Raw genomic sequence first — 18818 nt, forward strand, 5'->3', positions numbered from 1 at the left:
GTATCGCGTTTAAGTTTTTAAGTTATCAAGAATTACGCCAATATTTTAAGCATTGGGATTTTTGCTTCTAATATTTTTATAAATCTTAAACCCTAACATCAATAAAATACCTAAAACGAATATACCTATTACACCAAATACCCAATTTATAGCGCTTTTCAGGATGACTAAAAACACAACGGCAAATAGAATAAAAGTGGCTCCTTCGTTCCAAAGTCGCATAAAATTTGATGATTTCCGTACATCATCATTCTGAAGTTGTTTATAAAATTGATGTGTTTTTAATTGGTAAATAATAAGTAGTAAAACAAATAGTAATTTAACATGCATCCAAGGTTGTTCCAACCAAACCGGTTGTAAAACCAGCAACCAAACAGCAAAAACAGTTGCTAAAATAGCAGATGGCCAGGTAATGATATTCCAAAGTCGCTTGGCCATTAATTTTAATTGCGTGCCTAAAATTTCTTTGTCTGGTGATGGTTTATGATATGCTTCAATTTGATACACAAACAATCTAGGAATGTAAAACAAACCTGCAAACCAAGTAACGACAAATATAAGATGAAGGGATTTTATGTAGTTGTAATATTCCACGTGATTAAAATTATGAGTTATTTTCAGTTACGGGTAAGGTAAGACTCTTTTTTATTTCCTTTTGAAGAAAAAATCCGGTAACAATAGTTGATAACACATCAGCAATAGGAAAGGACATCCAAACACCCATTTCGCCATAAAAATGGGGCAAAATTAAAATGAGCGGGATAAAGAAAAATCCTTGCCTTGTTAGTGTTAATAGTAATGCCGGAATAGCCTTTCCTACAGCCTGAAAATAGGCAGCACCAATCAGTTGTAGTGCAATAATAGGTGTGGCTGCAAAAACCCATCGCATAGCGCTTGGAGTTTCCGCAATTACTTCGGTATCTGATGTAAATAAACGCGTAATTGCTTCTGGAAAAATCATTAATAAAAGAAAAACTAAAGTAGCTAAACCCGCAGCATATTTTATAGCCGTATATATGGTTTCTTTAACACGATCATACTTTTCTGCACCATAATTATAACCAGCTATTGGCAAGAATCCTTGGGTAACGCCAAAAACGGGAAAAAGCGCAAACATGAGCATTCGTCCTACAATAGCGTACGCCGTAACGGATGTTTCGCCACCTAAATCGTACAGAATATTATTCATAAATAAATAGGTAATACTAACAACAGCTTGTCTAGCAAGAGTAACGAAACCTAATGAACTGATTTCTGAAACGATGCTTTTATTGAGTCCTAAATGCGAAAAATTCAGTTTTAATTCAGAATGTTTAGATAGAAAAAACCAAACGATAAAAGCAAGACATAGAATATAAGAACCCGTTGTTGCCCATGCGGCTCCTGCCATACCATAATCCAACAGGTTTATAAAAACGTAGTCTAAAATTAAATTTCCCACGGACGGAATTAGCATGGCATACATGGCAAATTTGGGTTTGCCTTCTGCACGAATTACCGTGTTTCCCATCATGCTTAATGCTAGAACAGGAACACCATACAATACAATTTTATAGTAAATTTTGGCTGGCTCAAAAATAGCACCTTGACCACCAAAAGCAGGAATAATATCATTTACGTAAATTAAACCAAAGGTAACCATGGCAATGGTTAGCAACAACGTTAAGGTAATTTGATTTCCAAAAACTTTTAAAGCTTTTACGGAATTATTGGCACCAAGAGCTCGGGAAATAATGGACGACCCTCCTATTCCAATGCTCATACCTAAAGCGGCAATAAAGAAGGAAACAGGCAACACAACATTAATAGCTGCAATAGCCGTTGAACCAATCCATTGACCTACGAAAATGGTATCGACTAAAATATTTAGCGACATAACCAAAATACCTATAGATGCCGGTACAGCTTGCTTGATAAGCAATTTACCGATGGGACTTGTACCTAATTCTACAGATGCAATTTTAGCCATATTTATTTCCTAGATAATCGGAATTTCACTACAATTTATACGGTTTCAGTTTCAGAAGTTGCCCAGTTATTAATCCATTTAGCTAATAAATCAACCCAAGGCTTATCAGCGTTTAAACAAGGAATTGTGGTAAATTCATTACCGCCCATTTCGTGGAAAATTTCTTCACCTTCCATGGCAATTTCTTCTAAAGTTTCTAGGCAATCACTCACAAAGGCTGGCGTTACAATTGCCATGTTTTTAATGCCTTCTTTTCCTAGTCGTTCAATGGTTCGGTCTGTATATGGTAACAACCACGGATCGAAACCTAAACGGGATTGAAAACTAGACGAATATGTACCAGGTGCAAAACCTAATTTTTCAGCCACTAAACGCGTCACTTCGAAACATTGATGTCTGTAACAAAATTCATGTGCTGGAGATGGTGTTGCACAACAACTTCCATCAATTTTACAATGCGACTTGGTAATATCACTTTTTCGAATATGACGTTCCGGAACACCATGATACGAAAACAACAAATGTTCGTAATTTTTGCCTTCTAAATGTCGGGCAATACTATCGGATAGCACGTTAATATAATCAGAATTATTATAAAAAGCAGGTAAACTAGTGATGGTAACGTTTGGAAAATGTGCTTGACGAATTTCCTCTGCCAACACCAAAATAGTTTCCGTTGTTGCCATAGCAAACTGCGGATATAATGGTATTAAAAACACGGCATCAACACCTTTATCTACTAATTCTTGAATTCCCTTTTTAATAGTCATACTGCCATAACGCATGGCCAAAGCTACAGGATAATCCACCTCTTGCTGAATACGTTCCTGCAACTGTTCAGAAAGCACAATTAATGGCGAACCGTTTTCCCACCATATTTTTTTATAAGCAGCTGCTGATGCTTTTGGACGCGTATTTAAGATAATACCTTTTACAATCAAGGTACGTGCCCAAAGTGGCACATCAATTACACGTTCATCCATTAAAAATTCTCCTAAATACTTTTTTACATCTTTCGGTTCTGGACTATCTGGTGAACCTAGATTAACGAGTAAAACGCCTTTTTTCATTCAATATTTTTTTTGGTAACTAAAGCTCTTTTTGTATTCCGAATTTGAATTTACGAAGATACTGACATTATGTATTTTTTTGGCGTTGTGCCATATTTCTTTTTAAAGGCGGCAATAAAATGACTAGATGTACTGTAACCAACTTTTAAACCTACTTCATTGACGTTATTATCACCAGATTCTAATAATTTTCTGGCAACTTCCATTTTATAATCAAATAGAAAACTAAATACAGAATCGCCATAAATTTCTTTAAAGCCTTCCTTTAGTTTCTTTAAACTTAATTGAATTTCATCTGCTAATTCCTGAAGCGTTGGAGGTTCAGACATGCGTGAAATAATAATATCTTTCGCTTTCTTAATTTTCAAGACATTGGTTTCATCCGCTAAAAATGGACATTGTTCAATATTAGCATCTTCGCTTCTATTAAAATACAAACTCAATAATTCGTATGCTTTCGCTTTAAAATACAAGCTTTTAACAGATGAGTTTAAATTATAATTAATCAATTGATTAAGCACAATAGCCATTGATGGCGAAATGACACTATCCTTATAATACTTTTTGTCCTTATTATCACCACTTAAAAACGTGATGTAATTGGCTTCTTGCGAAAATAATCCGTGAAATTTTTGAATCGAAAAAATCATGGATACCAACCAAGATTTTGGTTGAACACTCATGTGTATCGGTAAATCACGTTGCGGATTGTATAATAATAAAGCCGTTTCTTCTTTTATATTTAAAGAATAACTCCCATTATTAAACATAAAGACACTAGAACCTTTTACACAGAAATGAAATTGAATAAAGCTACTATCAATCTCGCGTTCAACTATTTCGGCTTGGTCATTATCATTTTGATAGGTTAAAATGATAAATCCATCATCTACATTCGTTTCTTTAAAAGTTCTTTGAGCGACATTTTTTACAGTATCTGCCATAGATATTTTTTCTTTCTATTTAGATTCATTCTAAACTAATAAGTCTAAATTCGTTGGTACGACTGCAAAAGTATGACATTTATCATATTATTTTGAAAAATAACGTTAAAAAACCCGTAACGATACTAATAGTTCTTTGAGCGTTACTTTATTCCACATTACCAATCTACATTTGTTAGGAATTTTGAAAACGACTATGGAGCAATACCAAATTTCTAAAGGAACCTACTTCTACGCCATCGGGATAAGTTATAAAAAAGCGGATGCCGAAATACGTGGCCACTTTAGTTTAGACGATTCTGGAAAACAAGCCCTGTTAGAACAAGCCAAAAACAGTGGTGTTGAAAGCTTGATAGTTACCTCTACGTGTAACCGTACAGAAATTTACGGCTTTGCAGAACATCCATACCAACTCATCAAACTCTTGTGTGATAACACCAAAGGTACCGTTGATGAGTTTCAAAAAGTAGCTTACATATATAAAAACCGTGATGCTATCTCACACATGTTCCGCGTAGGTTCTGGATTAGACAGTCAAATTTTAGGTGATTTTGAAATAATAGGTCAATTGAAAAACGCCACGATTGCTTCAAAAAAATTAGGCCTTGTTAATTCATTTTTAGAACGTTTAATAAATTCCGTTATTCAAGCAAGTAAACGTATTAAAACAGAAACAAATATTTCATCAGGAGCTACATCGGTTTCATTTGCATCTGTTCAATATATTTTAAATGAAGTTACTGATGTTGCTTCAAAAAACATCCTATTATTTGGAACAGGCAAAATAGGGAGAAACACCTGTGAAAATTTGGTGAAACACTCTAAAAATTCGCACATAACCCTTATTAATAGAACAAAAAATAAAGCAGAACGTATTGCAGGTAAATTCAATTTAATTGTAAAAGATTACGCCAATTTACAAGAGGAAATTAGCGCGACTGATGTTTTAATTGTTGCAACAGGCGCACAATTACCAACCGTTGATAAAGATATTATTCAGAACAAAAAACCGTTATTAATTTTAGATTTATCCATTCCGAAAAACGTTAATAGCAACGTTACAGATTTACCAAACGTAACTCTAATTCATATGGATCAATTGGCGGAAATGACAGATGCCACGCTTGAAAACAGACGTTTGGACATTCCGCGTGCAGAAGCTATTATTGAAGACATCAAAGCCGAGTTTAGCAGTTGGTTGGTAACTAGACGTTTTGCACCAACCATTAAAGCTTTAAAGTTAAAATTAACGGATTTTAAAAATGCGGAACTAGATACACAACGAAAAAAAATAGCCGATTTTAACGAATCGCAAGCTGAACTGATCAGCAATAATATTATTCAAAAAATTACCAATCATTTCGCGCATCACTTAAAAGATGATGCCGTTACTACTGATGAAAGCCTAGAACTTATAAAAAAGGTATTTCAACTTGAAGAAACCATAAAACATGTCTAAAACAATACGCATTGGCACACGTGATAGTGAACTAGCACTATGGCAAGCCAAAACAGTCCAAAGCATCATAGAGCAACTTGGACATAAAACTGTAATTGTGCCTGTAAAATCTACAGGCGATTTAGTTTTAAACAAACCCATTTACGAGCTTGGAATTACAGGTGTTTTCACAAAAACACTAGATATTGCCATGTTAAATGATGACATTGATATTGCAGTACATTCCTTTAAAGATGTACCAACCTTATTGCCAGCTGGCATTGTTCAGGCAGCCGTAATTAAAAGAGGAAATGTTAGAGACACGTTGGTATTTAAAGATAACGAAGAATTCTTATCACAGAAAGATGCCGTAATTGCCACTGGTAGTTTACGCAGACGTGCACAATGGCTAAACCGCTATCCAACACATACTGTTGAAGATATTCGTGGAAATGTAAACTTACGTCTACAAAAATTAGAAGATAACGAACAATGGAATGCCGCTATTTTTGCCGCTGCTGGATTGGGACGTATTGATAAAAGACCCGAAAATGCCATTAACCTAAATTGGATGATTCCGGCTCCTGCTCAAGGTGCTATTATGGTTACGGCTTTAGAGGAAGATGAAGAAATTCGCGCCATCTGTGCCGAAATAAATCATGAAGAAACCGAAATTTGTACAACCATAGAACGCAAATTTTTAAACCTATTAGAAGGTGGTTGTTCTGCTCCTATTGGTGCATTAGCTTTTATTAAAGACGAAGAAATAAACTTTACAGGTGTTTTATTAAGTCCTGATGGAAGTAAAAAAATTGAAGTTACTAGAAACGAGAAATTAGGTGAGCACCATAATTTAGCACAATTTTGTGCCGAGTATGTTATTGAACGTGGCGGAAAACGCCTCATGGATGATATAAAAAATTCAGATAGAAAAATAAATATTTATTCAACCAAAAGATTAACGGAAGACCAACGATTATTATTTCATAATGATGTGGTTGCCGATAGTAGTGATTTTGCTAAAATCAACTTAAATCGTATTCACCCAAGTATTTTAAAGAAAGAGATTGAAAACGTAATCATTACTAGTAAAAACGGCGTTGAATCTTTAACCACAAATTATTCTGCTGCCGAATTACAGTTTAAAAATATTTACTGTGTAGGTCGTCGTACCAAGCGTATGATTGAAAAACGCATCGGTCCCGTTAAGTTTGCTGCTAATTACGCACAAGATTTAGCAGAACATTTGGTTGAATTTATGGAGGGTACAGAAGTTACTTATTTCTGTAGTAACTTACATTTAGACACCATACCAACTATTTTGGCCGAGAATAATATAACTGTTAAAGAGGTAGAGGCTTACGAAACAAAATACGATGGAAAAGTTATAGCCGATTCGGTTGAAGGTGTTATGTTTTACAGCCCATCAACGGTTGAAAGTTATATACAAAAAAACAAAGCCAAAGGTGTTGCATTTTGCATTGGTACGACCACAGCAGACGAAGCCAAGAAATATTTTAAAGATGTGCGTATAGCAAAAGTACCAACGGTTGAAAGTGTGGTAGAATTGGTTAATGAATTCTATATTTAAAATTTAAGGACTTCAAATCTGTCAAACGATTTAAAGTTAAGTATTAAAATAAAAACAGCTAGTAGCAAATTGCCAGTAGCATATAGCAAGATATGATTAAGAACGATTTATTTTTAAGAGCATTAAAAGGTGAAACCGTAGAGCGTCCTCCAGTTTGGATGATGCGTCAAGCAGGGCGTTATTTACCAGAATTCATGGAAATAAAAGCCAAATATGATTTCTTTACGCGTTGTCAAACCCCAGAGTTAGCAAGTGAAATTACGGTTCAACCTATCCGCAGGTACGGCATGGATGCAGCCATTTTATTTAGTGATATTTTAGTGATTCCGCAGGCTATGAATATTGAGGTTCAAATGAAACCTAATTTCGGGCCTTACTTACCCAATCCTATTCGCACGCAAAAAGACGTGGACAACGTTATTGTTCCGGATGTAACGGTTGCTTTGGATTATGTATATCAAGCTATTAAAGCTACCAAAGAAAAGTTAAACGATGAAGTGCCATTAATAGGTTTTGCAGGTTCACCATGGACTATTTTATGCTACTGTGTACAAGGGCAAGGCAGTAAAAACTTTGATAAAGCAAAGGAATTTTGTTTTACAAATCCCGTTGCTGCACACCAATTATTACAAAAAATTACAGATACAACTATTGCTTATTTAAAAGAAAAAGTTAAGGCTGGTGTAAATGCCGTTCAAGTATTCGATTCTTGGGGTGGCATGTTATCACCTGTTGATTATCAAGAATTTTCTTGGCAATATATCCAACAAATTATTGATGCTTTAAAAGATGAAACGCCTGTAATTGCTTTTGGTAAAGGCTGCTGGTTTGCCTTAGATACTATGGCAAAATCTGGTGCATCAGCTTTAGGCGTTGACTGGACATGCTCACCAAAACATGCCCGTTATTTAACTGGTGGGAACATTACTTTACAAGGTAATTTTGATCCAACGCGTTTGTTTTCGCCACCAACGGAAATTAAAAAAATGGTTCATCAAATGATTAATGAGTTTGGAAAAGATAAATATATCGTAAATTTAGGTCACGGTATTTTACCTAATATTCCTTTGGATCATGCCAAAGCGTTTATTGATGCTGTAAAAGAGTATCGTGCCTAAACGTCATTATGAAGTTAAAAACAGAATCCTTTTCATTGGAAGTCTTAAAACCACAAGATGCGCAAAGCTTAAGTCGGTTAATGATTTCCAATGGAAAACGATTTCAACAATATCTGCCTAAAACCTTATCTGAAAATTTATCTGAAGCAGATTCTAAAAATTATATACAGAGAAAAACAAAGCAAATAAAAAATAAAACGGAGTTCACTTTTGCCATTAAGGATATTGATTCTGATGATGTTGCGGGTTTAATTATATTAAAAAATATAGACTATCAATTAAAACAAGGCGAATTTTCCTATTGTTTAGGTCAGAAATATTCTGGACGAGGCTGGATGACACGAAGTATAAAAGCTGCAAAAAACTTTGCTTTTAATGAACTAAAACTAAAATCCTTACAGATAATCATCCATAAATCCAATCTGGCCAGCATTCAGATTGCCGAAAGAAATGGCTTTACTTGGATAAAAACCTTGGACAATGAATATGTTTCGGGTAAATCGGTTTTAGATATGGAACTATACGAATTACAGTATGAAAAATAAATTCTACCAATACATTCAAACATTACAGGATACCATTACAGCTAAATTAGAAGCGGTGGATGGTAAAGCTACATTTCAAGAAGATATTTGGAAACGACCAGAAGGTGGTGGTGGACGAACACGTGTTATTGAAAATGGTGCTGTTTTTGAGAAAGGTGGTGTGAATATTTCTGCTGTTCATGGCAAATTACCAGACTCCATGCAAACCTATTTTGGCGTGGAAGATGCTGATTTTTTTGCCTGCGGATTAAGCTTGGTTTTGCATCCAAAAAATCCAATGCTTCCAACCGTTCACGCTAATTGGCGCTATTTTGAAATGTATGATAAAGATGGAAATATTGTAGATCAATGGTTTGGTGGTGGACAAGATTTAACACCCTATTATTTATTTGAAGAGGATGCAATACACTTTCACCAAACCTGTAAAACGGCATGCGATAAACATGATCCGGAGTTTTACCCAAAATATAAAGCCCGATGTGATGAATATTTCTATAATACACATAGAAATGAAGGTCGCGGTTTAGGTGGTTTATTTTTCGATTATTGCAAAGCTACCGAAACCATGAGCATGGAAAACTGGTATAATTTTGTAACCGAAGTTGGCGATAGCTTTTTAGAAGCTTACGTGCCTATTGTAGAAAAAAGAAAAAACCTACCCTTTACATCAGAACAACGCACCTGGCAAGAAATTCGTCGTGGTCGTTATGTAGAATTTAATTTGGTTCATGATAAAGGCACCCTTTTCGGACTGAAAACAAATGGTAGAATAGAAAGTATTTTAATGAGTCTGCCACCTCATGTTCAATGGGTTTATGATCATCATCCAGAAGCTGGTAGTGCCGAGGAAAAGCTCCTTGACGTTTTACAAAATCCAAAATCATGGGTTTAAAACGTGCTATAATCATATTATTTATTGCTTTTACAACAAGCCCACTTTTTGCACAGGACAGCATTCCAGAAATTATTTACCTAAAACAAACAGAATACAAAGAACTATTTCCTAATAGAATTACAGCCCGCTTGTTTTATGTAAACACCTCCAATTCTTTAGAGCTTAAGGACAGAAATTCCGATTTGTTTTTCAAACTACATCCGAATAAACAAAATAGAATTGGTGCTTCTATATCGTTTAGATCGCTTACCATATCGTATTCGTTTGCTCCGGATTTCCTTTCAGAAAATAAGGATAATGACGACTCTAAACTCTTTAATTTAAATTTAAGACAATACTTTGGAAAACATTGGATGCAAACACTGGATGTGTTTTCAGAAAAAGGATTTTATCTGTCAGATGGCAGTAACTCGGCATATTTTCCAAAATTTAAAAACTTTAAAATAGGCGGAAGTACATCCTATATTTGGAACGAAAACTTCTCGTTTCGTGCTATTGTAAGCCAAGATGAAAAACAACTTAAAAGTGTTGGCAGTTTTATTCCTAGATTTGTTTATTATTACTCAAAATTCTCTTTAAAAACAGAAGATAATTTTCTTGATAGCGACTACTATACTTTTGATATTGCTTTTGCTCCTTCCTATTATTACAATTTTGTCCCTACAAAAAACCTATTTATTTCGGCTGGAGCTTCGGTTGGAATGGGGTTAAATTATTCCACGTCAGACGAGGAAAGTCTATTCTCATTATTAACGGAATTAAATTTTAGAGGCGCAATAACTTATGATATTAATGACTTTTATTTAGGTGCTGATTATAGTTACCTCATTTTAAATCACAATACAGACCGAGAAACCTATGTAAAGGATGATATCCCTTTTTTTCAAATCTTTTTAGGCTACCGGTTTAAAGCTCCTAAAAAATTGGTTTATAAAACGGAAGAATTAAATAAAAAAATAAAGCTAAAAAAATAATATGTATCCATTAAAAAGAAACAGACGTTTACGTAGCAATGAAGCTATTCGCTCGTTAGTTCGTGAAACTATAATAACGCCAAACGATTTTTTAGTACCACTTTTTATAGTTGAAGGTAAAGGCGTAAAAGAAGAAATAGCATCCATGCCAAATTATTTTCGCTATAGTTTAGACCTTTTGGAAAACGAAGTAAAAGAGCTTTGGAATCTAGGTTTGAAATCGGTTTTGCTGTTTGTAAAAGTACCTGATAATTTAAAAGATAATAAAGGAACGGAAGCTTTAAATCCAAACGGTTTAATGCAACGTGCCATTAAAACGGTTAAGAATATTTGTCCAGATATGCTGGTTATGACTGATGTGGCTATGGATCCATATTCCTCTTATGGTCATGATGGTGTTGTAAAAAACGGCCTAATTTTAAACGACGAGACTGTTGATATATTAACAGATATGAGTCTGTCTCATGCTGAAGCTGGCGCCAATTTTGTAGCACCAAGTGATATGATGGATGGTCGTATTTTAAGCATTCGTGAAGCTTTTGAAAATAACGGTTTTTACAATACAGGAATTATGAGTTATTCAGCTAAATACGCATCGGCTTTTTATGGCCCGTTTCGTGATGCTTTGGATTCTGCACCTGTAGATATGGCAAATGTCCCAAAAGACAAACAAAGCTACCAAATGGATCCAGCAAACCGTTTTGAAGCCATCCGAGAAACCGAAATGGATATTGACGAAGGCGCTGATATGGTTATGGTAAAACCGGGTTTATGCTATTTGGATATTGTTCGTGAAATTAAAAATACGGTTGATGTTCCTGTTGCTGTTTATCAAGTTTCTGGCGAATATGCCATGCTTAAAGCAGCTGCCGAAAAAGGCTGGTTAAATCATGATGCCGTTATGATGGAACAAGTAACAGCCATTAAACGTGCTGGAGCAGATGTAATTGCTTCCTACTTTGCCAAGGATGTGGTAAAATTATTAAACAAATAACAAAGCAAAAAACCTTACAGTTCAGAAATTCATAGCTGTAGGGTTTTTTTATATTATTTAGGAATGGATACCACAAATTGCGCACCTGTACCTTTTCCTGCACTATAAAGCTCAAGCGTTCCACCGTGTTTCTCTACTATCTTTTTAGTTAAATAAAGTCCCAATCCTGTTGTTGGTTCGCCACTAGTTCCTAAATGACCGGGCACAAATTTTTTGAATAAAGTGCTTTTTGCGCGATCGTTAAAACCAATTCCATAATCTTTTATTATAATTTTCACCTCATTTTTGGTTTCTTCACCTGAAATACGAATTTCACCGTTTTTTTGCGAAAACTTAATAGCATTATTTACTAAATTTTCAAAAACCTGTGTTATCCCATTGGCATGTCCACGTATGGATAATTGAGCGGGTAAGTTGATACCAATAACCAACTGTTTGGCTTCAATAGATTTTTTATAGGTGTGAATAATGGCATTAATAATTTCAGAAGCCGATAGCATTTCAAAGTTTTTAGATGATATTTCAAGATGTTTTGCCTTCAAAATTTTAAGCATATCTTCTAAAAATTTCACTTGTTTAGTAGCAACCTCGTTTAATAGCGTAATATACTCTTGCCGTTTTTGAGGATCATCACCATCTTCTTTTAAAAAATCAATTATACCTAACGTTTGTAAAACAGGTGTCCGTAAATCGTGCGAAATGAGTTCAATTAAGTCTTGTTTTTCTTGATCTACCTCATCCAAACGCTCAATAGTAAATTGAATGTTTCTTAACATTTCCCCTACCTCATCTGTATAATTGGTAGGTAAATCTGGCACTGTTTTGTCCTGAACAAAAGCATTAAGTGCATTTTTACCTTTTATAATGGGGTCTAATAATGCATCTAAAACTTTTAAAGTTAACGCCGTTGCTCCCAACGTTAAGCCTAACGTAATAAGTATAAACGTAGTCGTAGAAATTGTTGTAGCAAAAAGCGCATACATAATGATACCTAATAATGGTATGTGGATTCCTAAAAAAGCAACAAAGAGAAATTTATACGAATATTTTTTAAGAAAAGATACTTGCGAAAGTTGGTGATAAGTTTTCATGTATTTAGGGCTTTAGAGAGTATTCAATTGTTAAGACAAGATGAAACTTTTTTTCTACATTAATTACCTTAATGCCTTATATTAATAACGCAATGCCATTTTATAGCCTTAAAAAAAAGCCCACAAACTTTTGAAACTACATTTAAAATCTGAAATTCCCTTATGATTTTGTAAATTAGCAAGAAACTAAAAATACGTTAATGACCACACTCATTCTTTGGGCTACAGTATCTATTTTCTTTTCATTTTTATGCTCCATTTTGGAAGCTGTATTATTAAGTATCACACCTACGTTTATTACCGTTAAAAAACAAGAAGGCAAGGATTATGCGCTCAAGTTGGAAGCGTTAAAAAAAGATGTTGATCAACCACTTATTGCCATTTTAACCTTAAACACCATTGCGCACACTTTAGGCGCCATGATGGTTGGTATTGAAGCTGAAAAATTACCATTTAAAATTGAAGTTTTTGGTATAAATACCGTTGGTATCGTCTCGGCAATAATGACCTTGCTTATTTTAGTCGTTTCTGAAATTATACCTAAAACTATTGGAGCATCCTATTGGAAATCATTGGCTGGGTTTACAGCAACAACTCTTAACATTTTAATGTTTCCTTTAAAGTATTCAGGAATTTTATGGCTTCTACGCCTTACAACCAAACTGATTGGTGGCAGTCCACATGGTAGCGTATTAAGCCGCGAAGATTTCCATGCTATGACCAATTTAGCAGAAGAAGAAGGTGTTTTTCATGAATCTGAAAGTAAGGTTATAAAAAACATGCTCACATTTAAAGAGGTTTTAGCCAAAGACGTCATGACACCTAGAACGGTGATGTCTTTAGAAAATGAAAATCAAACCATCGAAGATTTTTTTAAGAAAAATGCCAACACCAAATTTTCGCGAATTCCTGTTTATACAAAGAAGTCAGATAATATAACAGGACTCGTTTTAAAAGATGAAGTTTTTAAGGAAATGGCTTTTGGAAATGGTGACAAGCTACTTTCAGCTATTAAAAGACCAATTATTATTATAAATCGCAACCTTCCTATTCCCCGCTTATTCGAACAGTTGGTAGAAAGTAAAAACCACTTGGCTTTAGTGGTAGATGAATATGGCTCTGTAAGTGGTTTAGTTACAATGGAGGATGTTATTGAAACTCTTCTAGGTTTAGAAATTATGGACGAAAGTGATGACGTTCCAGATTTACAAGTTTTAGCTAGACGTGGATGGGAAGCGCGCGCTAAACGACTCGGTTTAATTGATAACGAAAAGCCAACCGATTAATGGAACAAGAGCGTTGCATTATAAAATCACCACTTGGGTTCACCCAAATTACAGGAGATACAGATGGTATTTCGGCTATAACCGTTTTAAATTCCGAAGAAAAACTAACGGATATTATTCCGGAACCTCTTCAAGATTGCGTCTATCAGCTTAATGAATATTTTGAAGGAAAACGTAAGCAATTCGATTTAATATTAAATGCAGAAGGCACCATTTTTCAAAAAAGCGTTTGGGATGCTTTGCGTAAAATCCCCTATGGTAAATCGGTGTCGTATTTGGAACTTTCTAAAAAACTAGGAGACATAAAAGCCATTCGTGCTGTAGCAAATGCCAATGGTAAAAACCCACTTTGGATTGTAGTTCCATGCCATCGGGTAATTGGTTCAGATGGGAGTTTAACAGGTTATGCTGGTGGTCTGCACCGAAAAAAATGGCTGTTAGAGCACGAAAGCCCTTATAAACAACAAGCCTTGTTTTAACCTAACATGTGGCGTAATTATAATTGGTATTAATCACATCAACTACAACAAGCCTCAATAAAAATTCCTATATTTATTTTCTAAATCTTACGGTATGAAATTCCTAAAATCGATCTTGAAATGGATCCTAATTGTTTTTGTTCTACTCATTGCAACCTTGTATATAACCGATACCGATTACCTTATAAAAGCCGTTAGAACTATTTATTTAAAGGGTTATTCCACAGCATATTTAGAAGATTATAAAGAATTTGATAATCAAGTTGTGGAAAATGGCACACCACAACCATGGCCAAATCATCAAGATTATAATAGCGTAAAAGAAACTGAAGCCTTAAATAAAATTAATAATGAAAACGGCACCATTGCTTACGTAATCATTAAAAATGATAGTATTTGGTTCGAAAATTATTACGATGGTTTTGATGAAAGTTCCAAATCCAACTCATTTTCCATGGCCAAAAGTTATGTATCCGCTATGTTAGGAAAAGCACTCATGCAAGGCCATATTAAGAGTTTGAATCAACCTGTTAGTGATTTCCTTCCTGAATTCACAGAAGGTTTAGCCGCCAAATTAACGGTTGGCGATTTATCATCTATGGCATCAGGAACCGATTGGGACGAAGCCTATTATTCGCCTTTATCTATCACTACACGTGCCTATTTTGATGATGATTTAGATAAGGTGATTAACGGTTTAAAAGTCGTGAAAGAACCAGGACAATCTTACACCTATTCAAGTGGTGACACCCAAATGCTAGCTATGGTTATTGAACGTGCAACTGGCAAAAAACTAAATGATTATTTAACCGAATCGTTTTGGAAACCATTAGGTTCAGAAAACGCAACACTTTGGCAAGTAGACAGCGACGATCATGACATGGTAAAAGCATATTGTTGTATTGCTAGTAATGCGAAAGATTTTGCACGTTTAGGCAAACTCTATAAAGATCATGGAAAATGGCAAGGCAAGCAACTTTTAGATTCGGCCTTTGTTGCTAAATCTATTAAACCACGTTTTCCTGCTAGTCCAGAATACGGCTATGGTTGGTGGTTAAAAAATATTGATGATAAGGAATTTTTTATGATGCGTGGCCACTTGGGTCAGTACGTTATTGTGGAACCAAATGACAACGTAATTATTGTAAGATTAGGGCATTCTAAAGGACCAGGAGACGCACTGGCAACGTTTACGCCCGATATTTTTACGTATATTGAAGAGGCTTACAACATGCTTAATAAAAAATAAACCATGATTTCTAAACTAAATCTCGAAAACATTCTATTCCTGGATATTGAAACCGTTCCAGAAACGAGGCATTTTTCAGATTTAGATGAAACCAAACAAATGCTTTGGGACGCCAAATCCAAATACCAACGTAAAGACGAATTTACTGCTGAAGAATTTTATGATCGTGCTGGAATTTGGGCTGAATTTGGAAAAATAGTCTGTATTTCGGTGGGATATTTTAAAATGGAAGGCGATGTTCGCACCTTTCGGGTAACGTCCTTTTATGGTGAGGAAATCAAGATTCTAAAAGACTTCAAAAATTTATTAATTTCGCATTTCAGTGAAAATAAACACTTGCTTTGTGCACATAATGGTAAGGAATTTGATTTTCCATACATAGCACGACGCATGATTATTCATAATATAGAATTGCCTTATAAACTTAATTTATTTGGGAAGAAACCCTGGGAAGTTCCACATTTGGATACGCTAGAATTGTGGAAATTTGGTGATTATAAAACCTATACCTCTTTAAAATTATTGACTAATGTGTTGGGGATTCCTTCGCCCAAAGATGATATAGATGGCAGTGAAGTCTACCGAGTTTTTTACGAAGAAAACGATATCGATCGGATTATAATATACTGCGAGAAAGATACCATTGCCGTAGCGCAAATTTTCTTACGCTTGCGAGGTGATGAACTCCTTCATGATAACGAGATTATTCATATTTAAGTCTGCAAAAAGGATGGAGCGCATGTTTGAAATCCTTTTTTTATTTCAGAAAAAAGATTGAGTAGCGAGAGCCTGGTTTTTTCTTTCAAAAAATTTGCCCAAAAAACTTAAAAGTATCCATTGTCTTTTTTAACCACAGCAATAAAAAAGTCCAGAGCTTTCACTCTGGACGTTTTCATTAAAAAATAATTTATAATTACTGCTTGATAAAGCGTTTTACTTTCGTTTTCTCACCAATATTTAATTGAATTATGTACATGCCATCATTCAATTCTGAAACATTAATGGTTTCGGTAAATACGCCTTTCATTACTATTTGACCAAGCATATTCGATATTTGATAACTTTGTGCTTCTAATCCATTTAAAGCGATATTCAATGCTTGCTTTGTTGGATTTGGATATAGAGTAAACAAATCATCCGTGGACGATGTTACGGTTCCAAGACCTCGAGATGCACCGCCAACACAGAAGTTTGTTGTTTGCGAACTTGTAAAAGAACCACCACTTGCTAATGTTGTAGTTCCAGCTTTTAAAGTATACGAACCATTCCCGTATGAGCAGCAAATACCATCGCCATAAACATCTCTAACAACTAATGCATAACAACCTGCAGGTAAATTGACATCAATATTTAAGGTAGAACCATCTGGTTGCGAACCATACGTACCGCCAGAAGCTACAGTAGTGCCACCATCAAGGATTGCCCATGAGGTTTCTTCCGGGTAATTATCAAAGGTAATGGATAGACTAACGGTTGTATCACCACCAGAATTTCCACCACTTACAATATTTACTGTGTAATCTTCCACTTCGCCATAACTAAATGTTTCACAAGATGTTGGAATAGCATTGTATTTCATAGCCACACGCATTCTGGTTTCACCTAATGTAGCCGATGTAGGAATTGTAAAACTTCCGCTTACAGGACTTGTTTTAGAAGCTGATCTAGACCATACCTGCTCACCTGAATCGGTAAAATCGCCATCTTGGTTATAATCTATCCATACAGCGTATCCTTCATTATAACTAGTTCCTGTCCAGGTAGGTGTTACGGTAACTGTATAATTATTTGCTTTGGTTAAATTAGTGGAAGTTGCGGTAAAGTCTGAATAGGATTGTGCGCCAGAAGCCTTATTAATGGTTCCTAATTGCACACGTGAAATGTACTCGTCATTGACACTGTTTCCTTGAGCGCTACAGTATTGAGAACCTGTTTGACATGGCTGACACGATGAACCTCCGCAATCTACACCCGTTTCAGTTCCATTTTGCACACCGTCATTACATGTTGGTGTAGTTGCACTACCGCCACATTTTTCTGATAGTGCTAAAGATCTTCTAGCACCTCCAGCATTCAGCACCGCGCGCATTCTGTTTTTTTGTCCCGCTGTAAATAAGTTCATACAAGAATCGTTTGTATAATCCATATAGTTTTGAACCATATCTGCAGATCCACAAGAAACGCGTCCTGTTGGACAACCTCCATTTGAGGTTTGATGCGTAGGAGTATCACTAACAAAATCGTTTCCACAATTAGCATCTCCCCAAATATGTCGAAGATTTAGATAGTGTCCCACTTCGTGTGTGGTTGTACGTCCGCCATCAAAGGGAGCGGATACATTTCCAACGCGACCAAAATAGTTATAAGCCATTACAACGCCGTCTGTAGCAGCATTTCCGCCAGGAAATTGGGCATAGCCTAAAATGGTGTTTCCACCACTAGTCATTTTTGGTACAATCCACATATTAAGGTATTCAGAGGTATTCCAAGGGTTAACACCACCTTGCGATGATTTTTTCATGTCATCAGTTGTTCCCCAATCTTGACGTGTTGTAGACTTTCTAGTAATTCCTGATGTTGCATTTCCATTAGGATCAATAGACGCTAAGCAGAATTCAATTTGGGTATCAGCCGCTTGAGACCATGTGTTATCTGCATCTGGATTTGTACGTCTAAAATCTTCATTTAAAACATCTAATTGCGATTGGATTTGTGCAACACTTATATTTTCTGTACTGTTTCTGTATAGTACATGTACAACAACAGGAAGTGTTATTATAGAACCATCGATTCTATTATTTTCCATCTGTTGGATTTGGGTTTGCGTAAACGCTTCAATTTGCGCCATGCGTAGTTCGAGACCTGGGTCTTGTTGTTTTCGGTATTCCAAGTTTTCCATAGTTGAGCAATTGCGTTCTTGGGCAAAAATCGCGATGCTAAACAGAAAACACATAAAGAATAATGTAGTAGGTTTTTTCATGTGAAATGTTTAAAATTTTAAGTTAATAATTGAATTATTCTACACGAATGTATTTTAAAAATGATAATTTCAAAATATAATAGCCTTATTTTCGTTGAATAACCATTAGAAAAAATTCTTTACGGTTTTACCACAACAGGTTTGAAGAAAAAACTTACATTTTTTCATGTCTATTCAGTTTGAAATTTTCACAAT

General features: G+C 35.2%; 17 protein-coding genes. 11 read left to right on the forward strand and 6 right to left on the reverse strand.

The window, feature by feature from the left end; genetic code table 11:
* Positions 1-45: 45 nt before the first annotated feature.
* From GMA17_RS12425 to GMA17_RS12440, 4 genes are read right to left on the reverse strand one after another with little or no spacing between them, the layout of a single operon-like run.
* Positions 46-594 (reverse strand): CopD family protein, encoded by a 549-nt coding sequence (locus GMA17_RS12425; protein WP_248396652.1) that lies wholly within the window; start codon positions 592-594, stop codon positions 46-48.
* A 10-nt stretch (positions 595-604) separates the two neighbouring features.
* Positions 605-1969, reverse strand: a complete 1365-nt coding sequence (locus GMA17_RS12430) for an MATE family efflux transporter (protein WP_248396654.1) — start codon at positions 1967-1969, stop codon at positions 605-607.
* 35 nt (positions 1970-2004) lie between these two features.
* On the reverse strand, positions 2005-3039 hold the full coding sequence (gene hemH, locus GMA17_RS12435) for a ferrochelatase (protein WP_248396656.1): 1035 nt from the start codon (positions 3037-3039) through the stop codon (positions 2005-2007).
* A 50-nt stretch (positions 3040-3089) separates the two neighbouring features.
* Positions 3090-3983, reverse strand: coding sequence for a helix-turn-helix transcriptional regulator (locus GMA17_RS12440; protein WP_248396658.1), 894 nt, complete (start codon positions 3981-3983; stop codon positions 3090-3092).
* A 196-nt stretch (positions 3984-4179) separates the two neighbouring features.
* Here GMA17_RS12440 and hemA point away from each other — a divergent pair, with 196 nt between their 5' ends.
* The 7 genes from hemA (at position 4180) to hemB (ending at position 11538) form a co-directional block, all read left to right on the forward strand.
* Positions 4180-5442, forward strand: a complete 1263-nt coding sequence (gene hemA / locus GMA17_RS12445) for a glutamyl-tRNA reductase (RefSeq protein WP_248396661.1) — start codon at positions 4180-4182, stop codon at positions 5440-5442.
* A complete protein-coding gene (hemC, locus tag GMA17_RS12450) occupies positions 5435-7012 on the forward strand; it encodes a hydroxymethylbilane synthase (protein ID WP_248396663.1) in 1578 nt (525 codons plus the stop codon). The genes hemA and hemC overlap by 8 nt, the downstream gene beginning before the upstream one ends.
* A 92-nt stretch (positions 7013-7104) precedes the next feature.
* Positions 7105-8130, forward strand: coding sequence for a uroporphyrinogen decarboxylase (hemE, locus tag GMA17_RS12455; RefSeq protein WP_248396665.1), 1026 nt, complete (start codon positions 7105-7107; stop codon positions 8128-8130).
* Between the two features lie 8 nt (positions 8131-8138).
* A complete protein-coding gene (locus GMA17_RS12460) occupies positions 8139-8675 on the forward strand; it encodes a GNAT family N-acetyltransferase (protein WP_248396667.1) in 537 nt (178 codons plus the stop codon).
* Complete coding sequence (gene hemF, locus GMA17_RS12465; protein WP_248396670.1) at positions 8665-9567, forward strand: oxygen-dependent coproporphyrinogen oxidase; 903 nt, start codon at positions 8665-8667, stop codon at positions 9565-9567. Before GMA17_RS12460 ends, hemF begins: the two co-directional genes overlap by 11 nt.
* Positions 9558-10544 carry a DUF4421 domain-containing protein gene (locus GMA17_RS12470; RefSeq protein WP_248396672.1) on the forward strand — a complete coding sequence of 329 codons (987 nt, stop codon included), beginning with the start codon at positions 9558-9560 and terminating at the stop codon, positions 10542-10544. The genes hemF and GMA17_RS12470 overlap by 10 nt, the downstream gene beginning before the upstream one ends.
* A gap of 1 nt (position 10545) precedes the next feature.
* Positions 10546-11538, forward strand: a complete 993-nt coding sequence (gene hemB, locus GMA17_RS12475) for a porphobilinogen synthase (protein ID WP_248396674.1) — start codon at positions 10546-10548, stop codon at positions 11536-11538.
* 53 nt (positions 11539-11591) lie between these two features.
* On the opposite strand, the gene GMA17_RS12480 is transcribed toward hemB, so the two are convergent.
* A complete protein-coding gene (locus GMA17_RS12480) occupies positions 11592-12629 on the reverse strand; it encodes a sensor histidine kinase KdpD (protein WP_248396677.1) in 1038 nt (345 codons plus the stop codon).
* Positions 12630-12829: 200 nt separating this feature from the next.
* On the opposite strand from GMA17_RS12480, the gene GMA17_RS12485 reads away from it, so the two are divergent.
* The 4 genes from GMA17_RS12485 to GMA17_RS12500 all read left to right on the forward strand — a co-directional run bounded on the left by GMA17_RS12485 (position 12830) and on the right by GMA17_RS12500 (position 16360).
* Positions 12830-13915: a CNNM domain-containing protein gene (locus GMA17_RS12485; protein WP_248396679.1), complete on the forward strand. Its 1086-nt coding sequence runs from the start codon at positions 12830-12832 to the stop codon at positions 13913-13915.
* Positions 13915-14394, forward strand: coding sequence for a methylated-DNA--[protein]-cysteine S-methyltransferase (locus GMA17_RS12490; RefSeq protein WP_248396681.1), 480 nt, complete (start codon positions 13915-13917; stop codon positions 14392-14394). Before GMA17_RS12485 ends, GMA17_RS12490 begins: the two co-directional genes overlap by 1 nt.
* A 94-nt stretch (positions 14395-14488) precedes the next feature.
* Positions 14489-15643, forward strand: coding sequence for a serine hydrolase (locus GMA17_RS12495; RefSeq protein ID WP_248396683.1), 1155 nt, complete (start codon positions 14489-14491; stop codon positions 15641-15643).
* A 3-nt stretch (positions 15644-15646) separates the two neighbouring features.
* Positions 15647-16360 (forward strand): 3'-5' exonuclease, encoded by a 714-nt coding sequence (locus tag GMA17_RS12500; protein WP_248396685.1) that lies wholly within the window; start codon positions 15647-15649, stop codon positions 16358-16360.
* A 196-nt stretch (positions 16361-16556) separates the two neighbouring features.
* On the opposite strand, the gene GMA17_RS12505 is transcribed toward GMA17_RS12500, so the two are convergent.
* A complete protein-coding gene (locus GMA17_RS12505; RefSeq protein WP_248396687.1) occupies positions 16557-18623 on the reverse strand; it encodes a GEVED domain-containing protein in 2067 nt (688 codons plus the stop codon).
* Between the last annotated feature and the right edge of the window lie 195 nt (positions 18624-18818).

It is taken from the genome of Bizionia sp. M204 (genome assembly GCF_023205095.1).
GTDB lineage: Bacteria > Bacteroidota > Bacteroidia > Flavobacteriales > Flavobacteriaceae > Algorimicrobium > Algorimicrobium hallyeonense.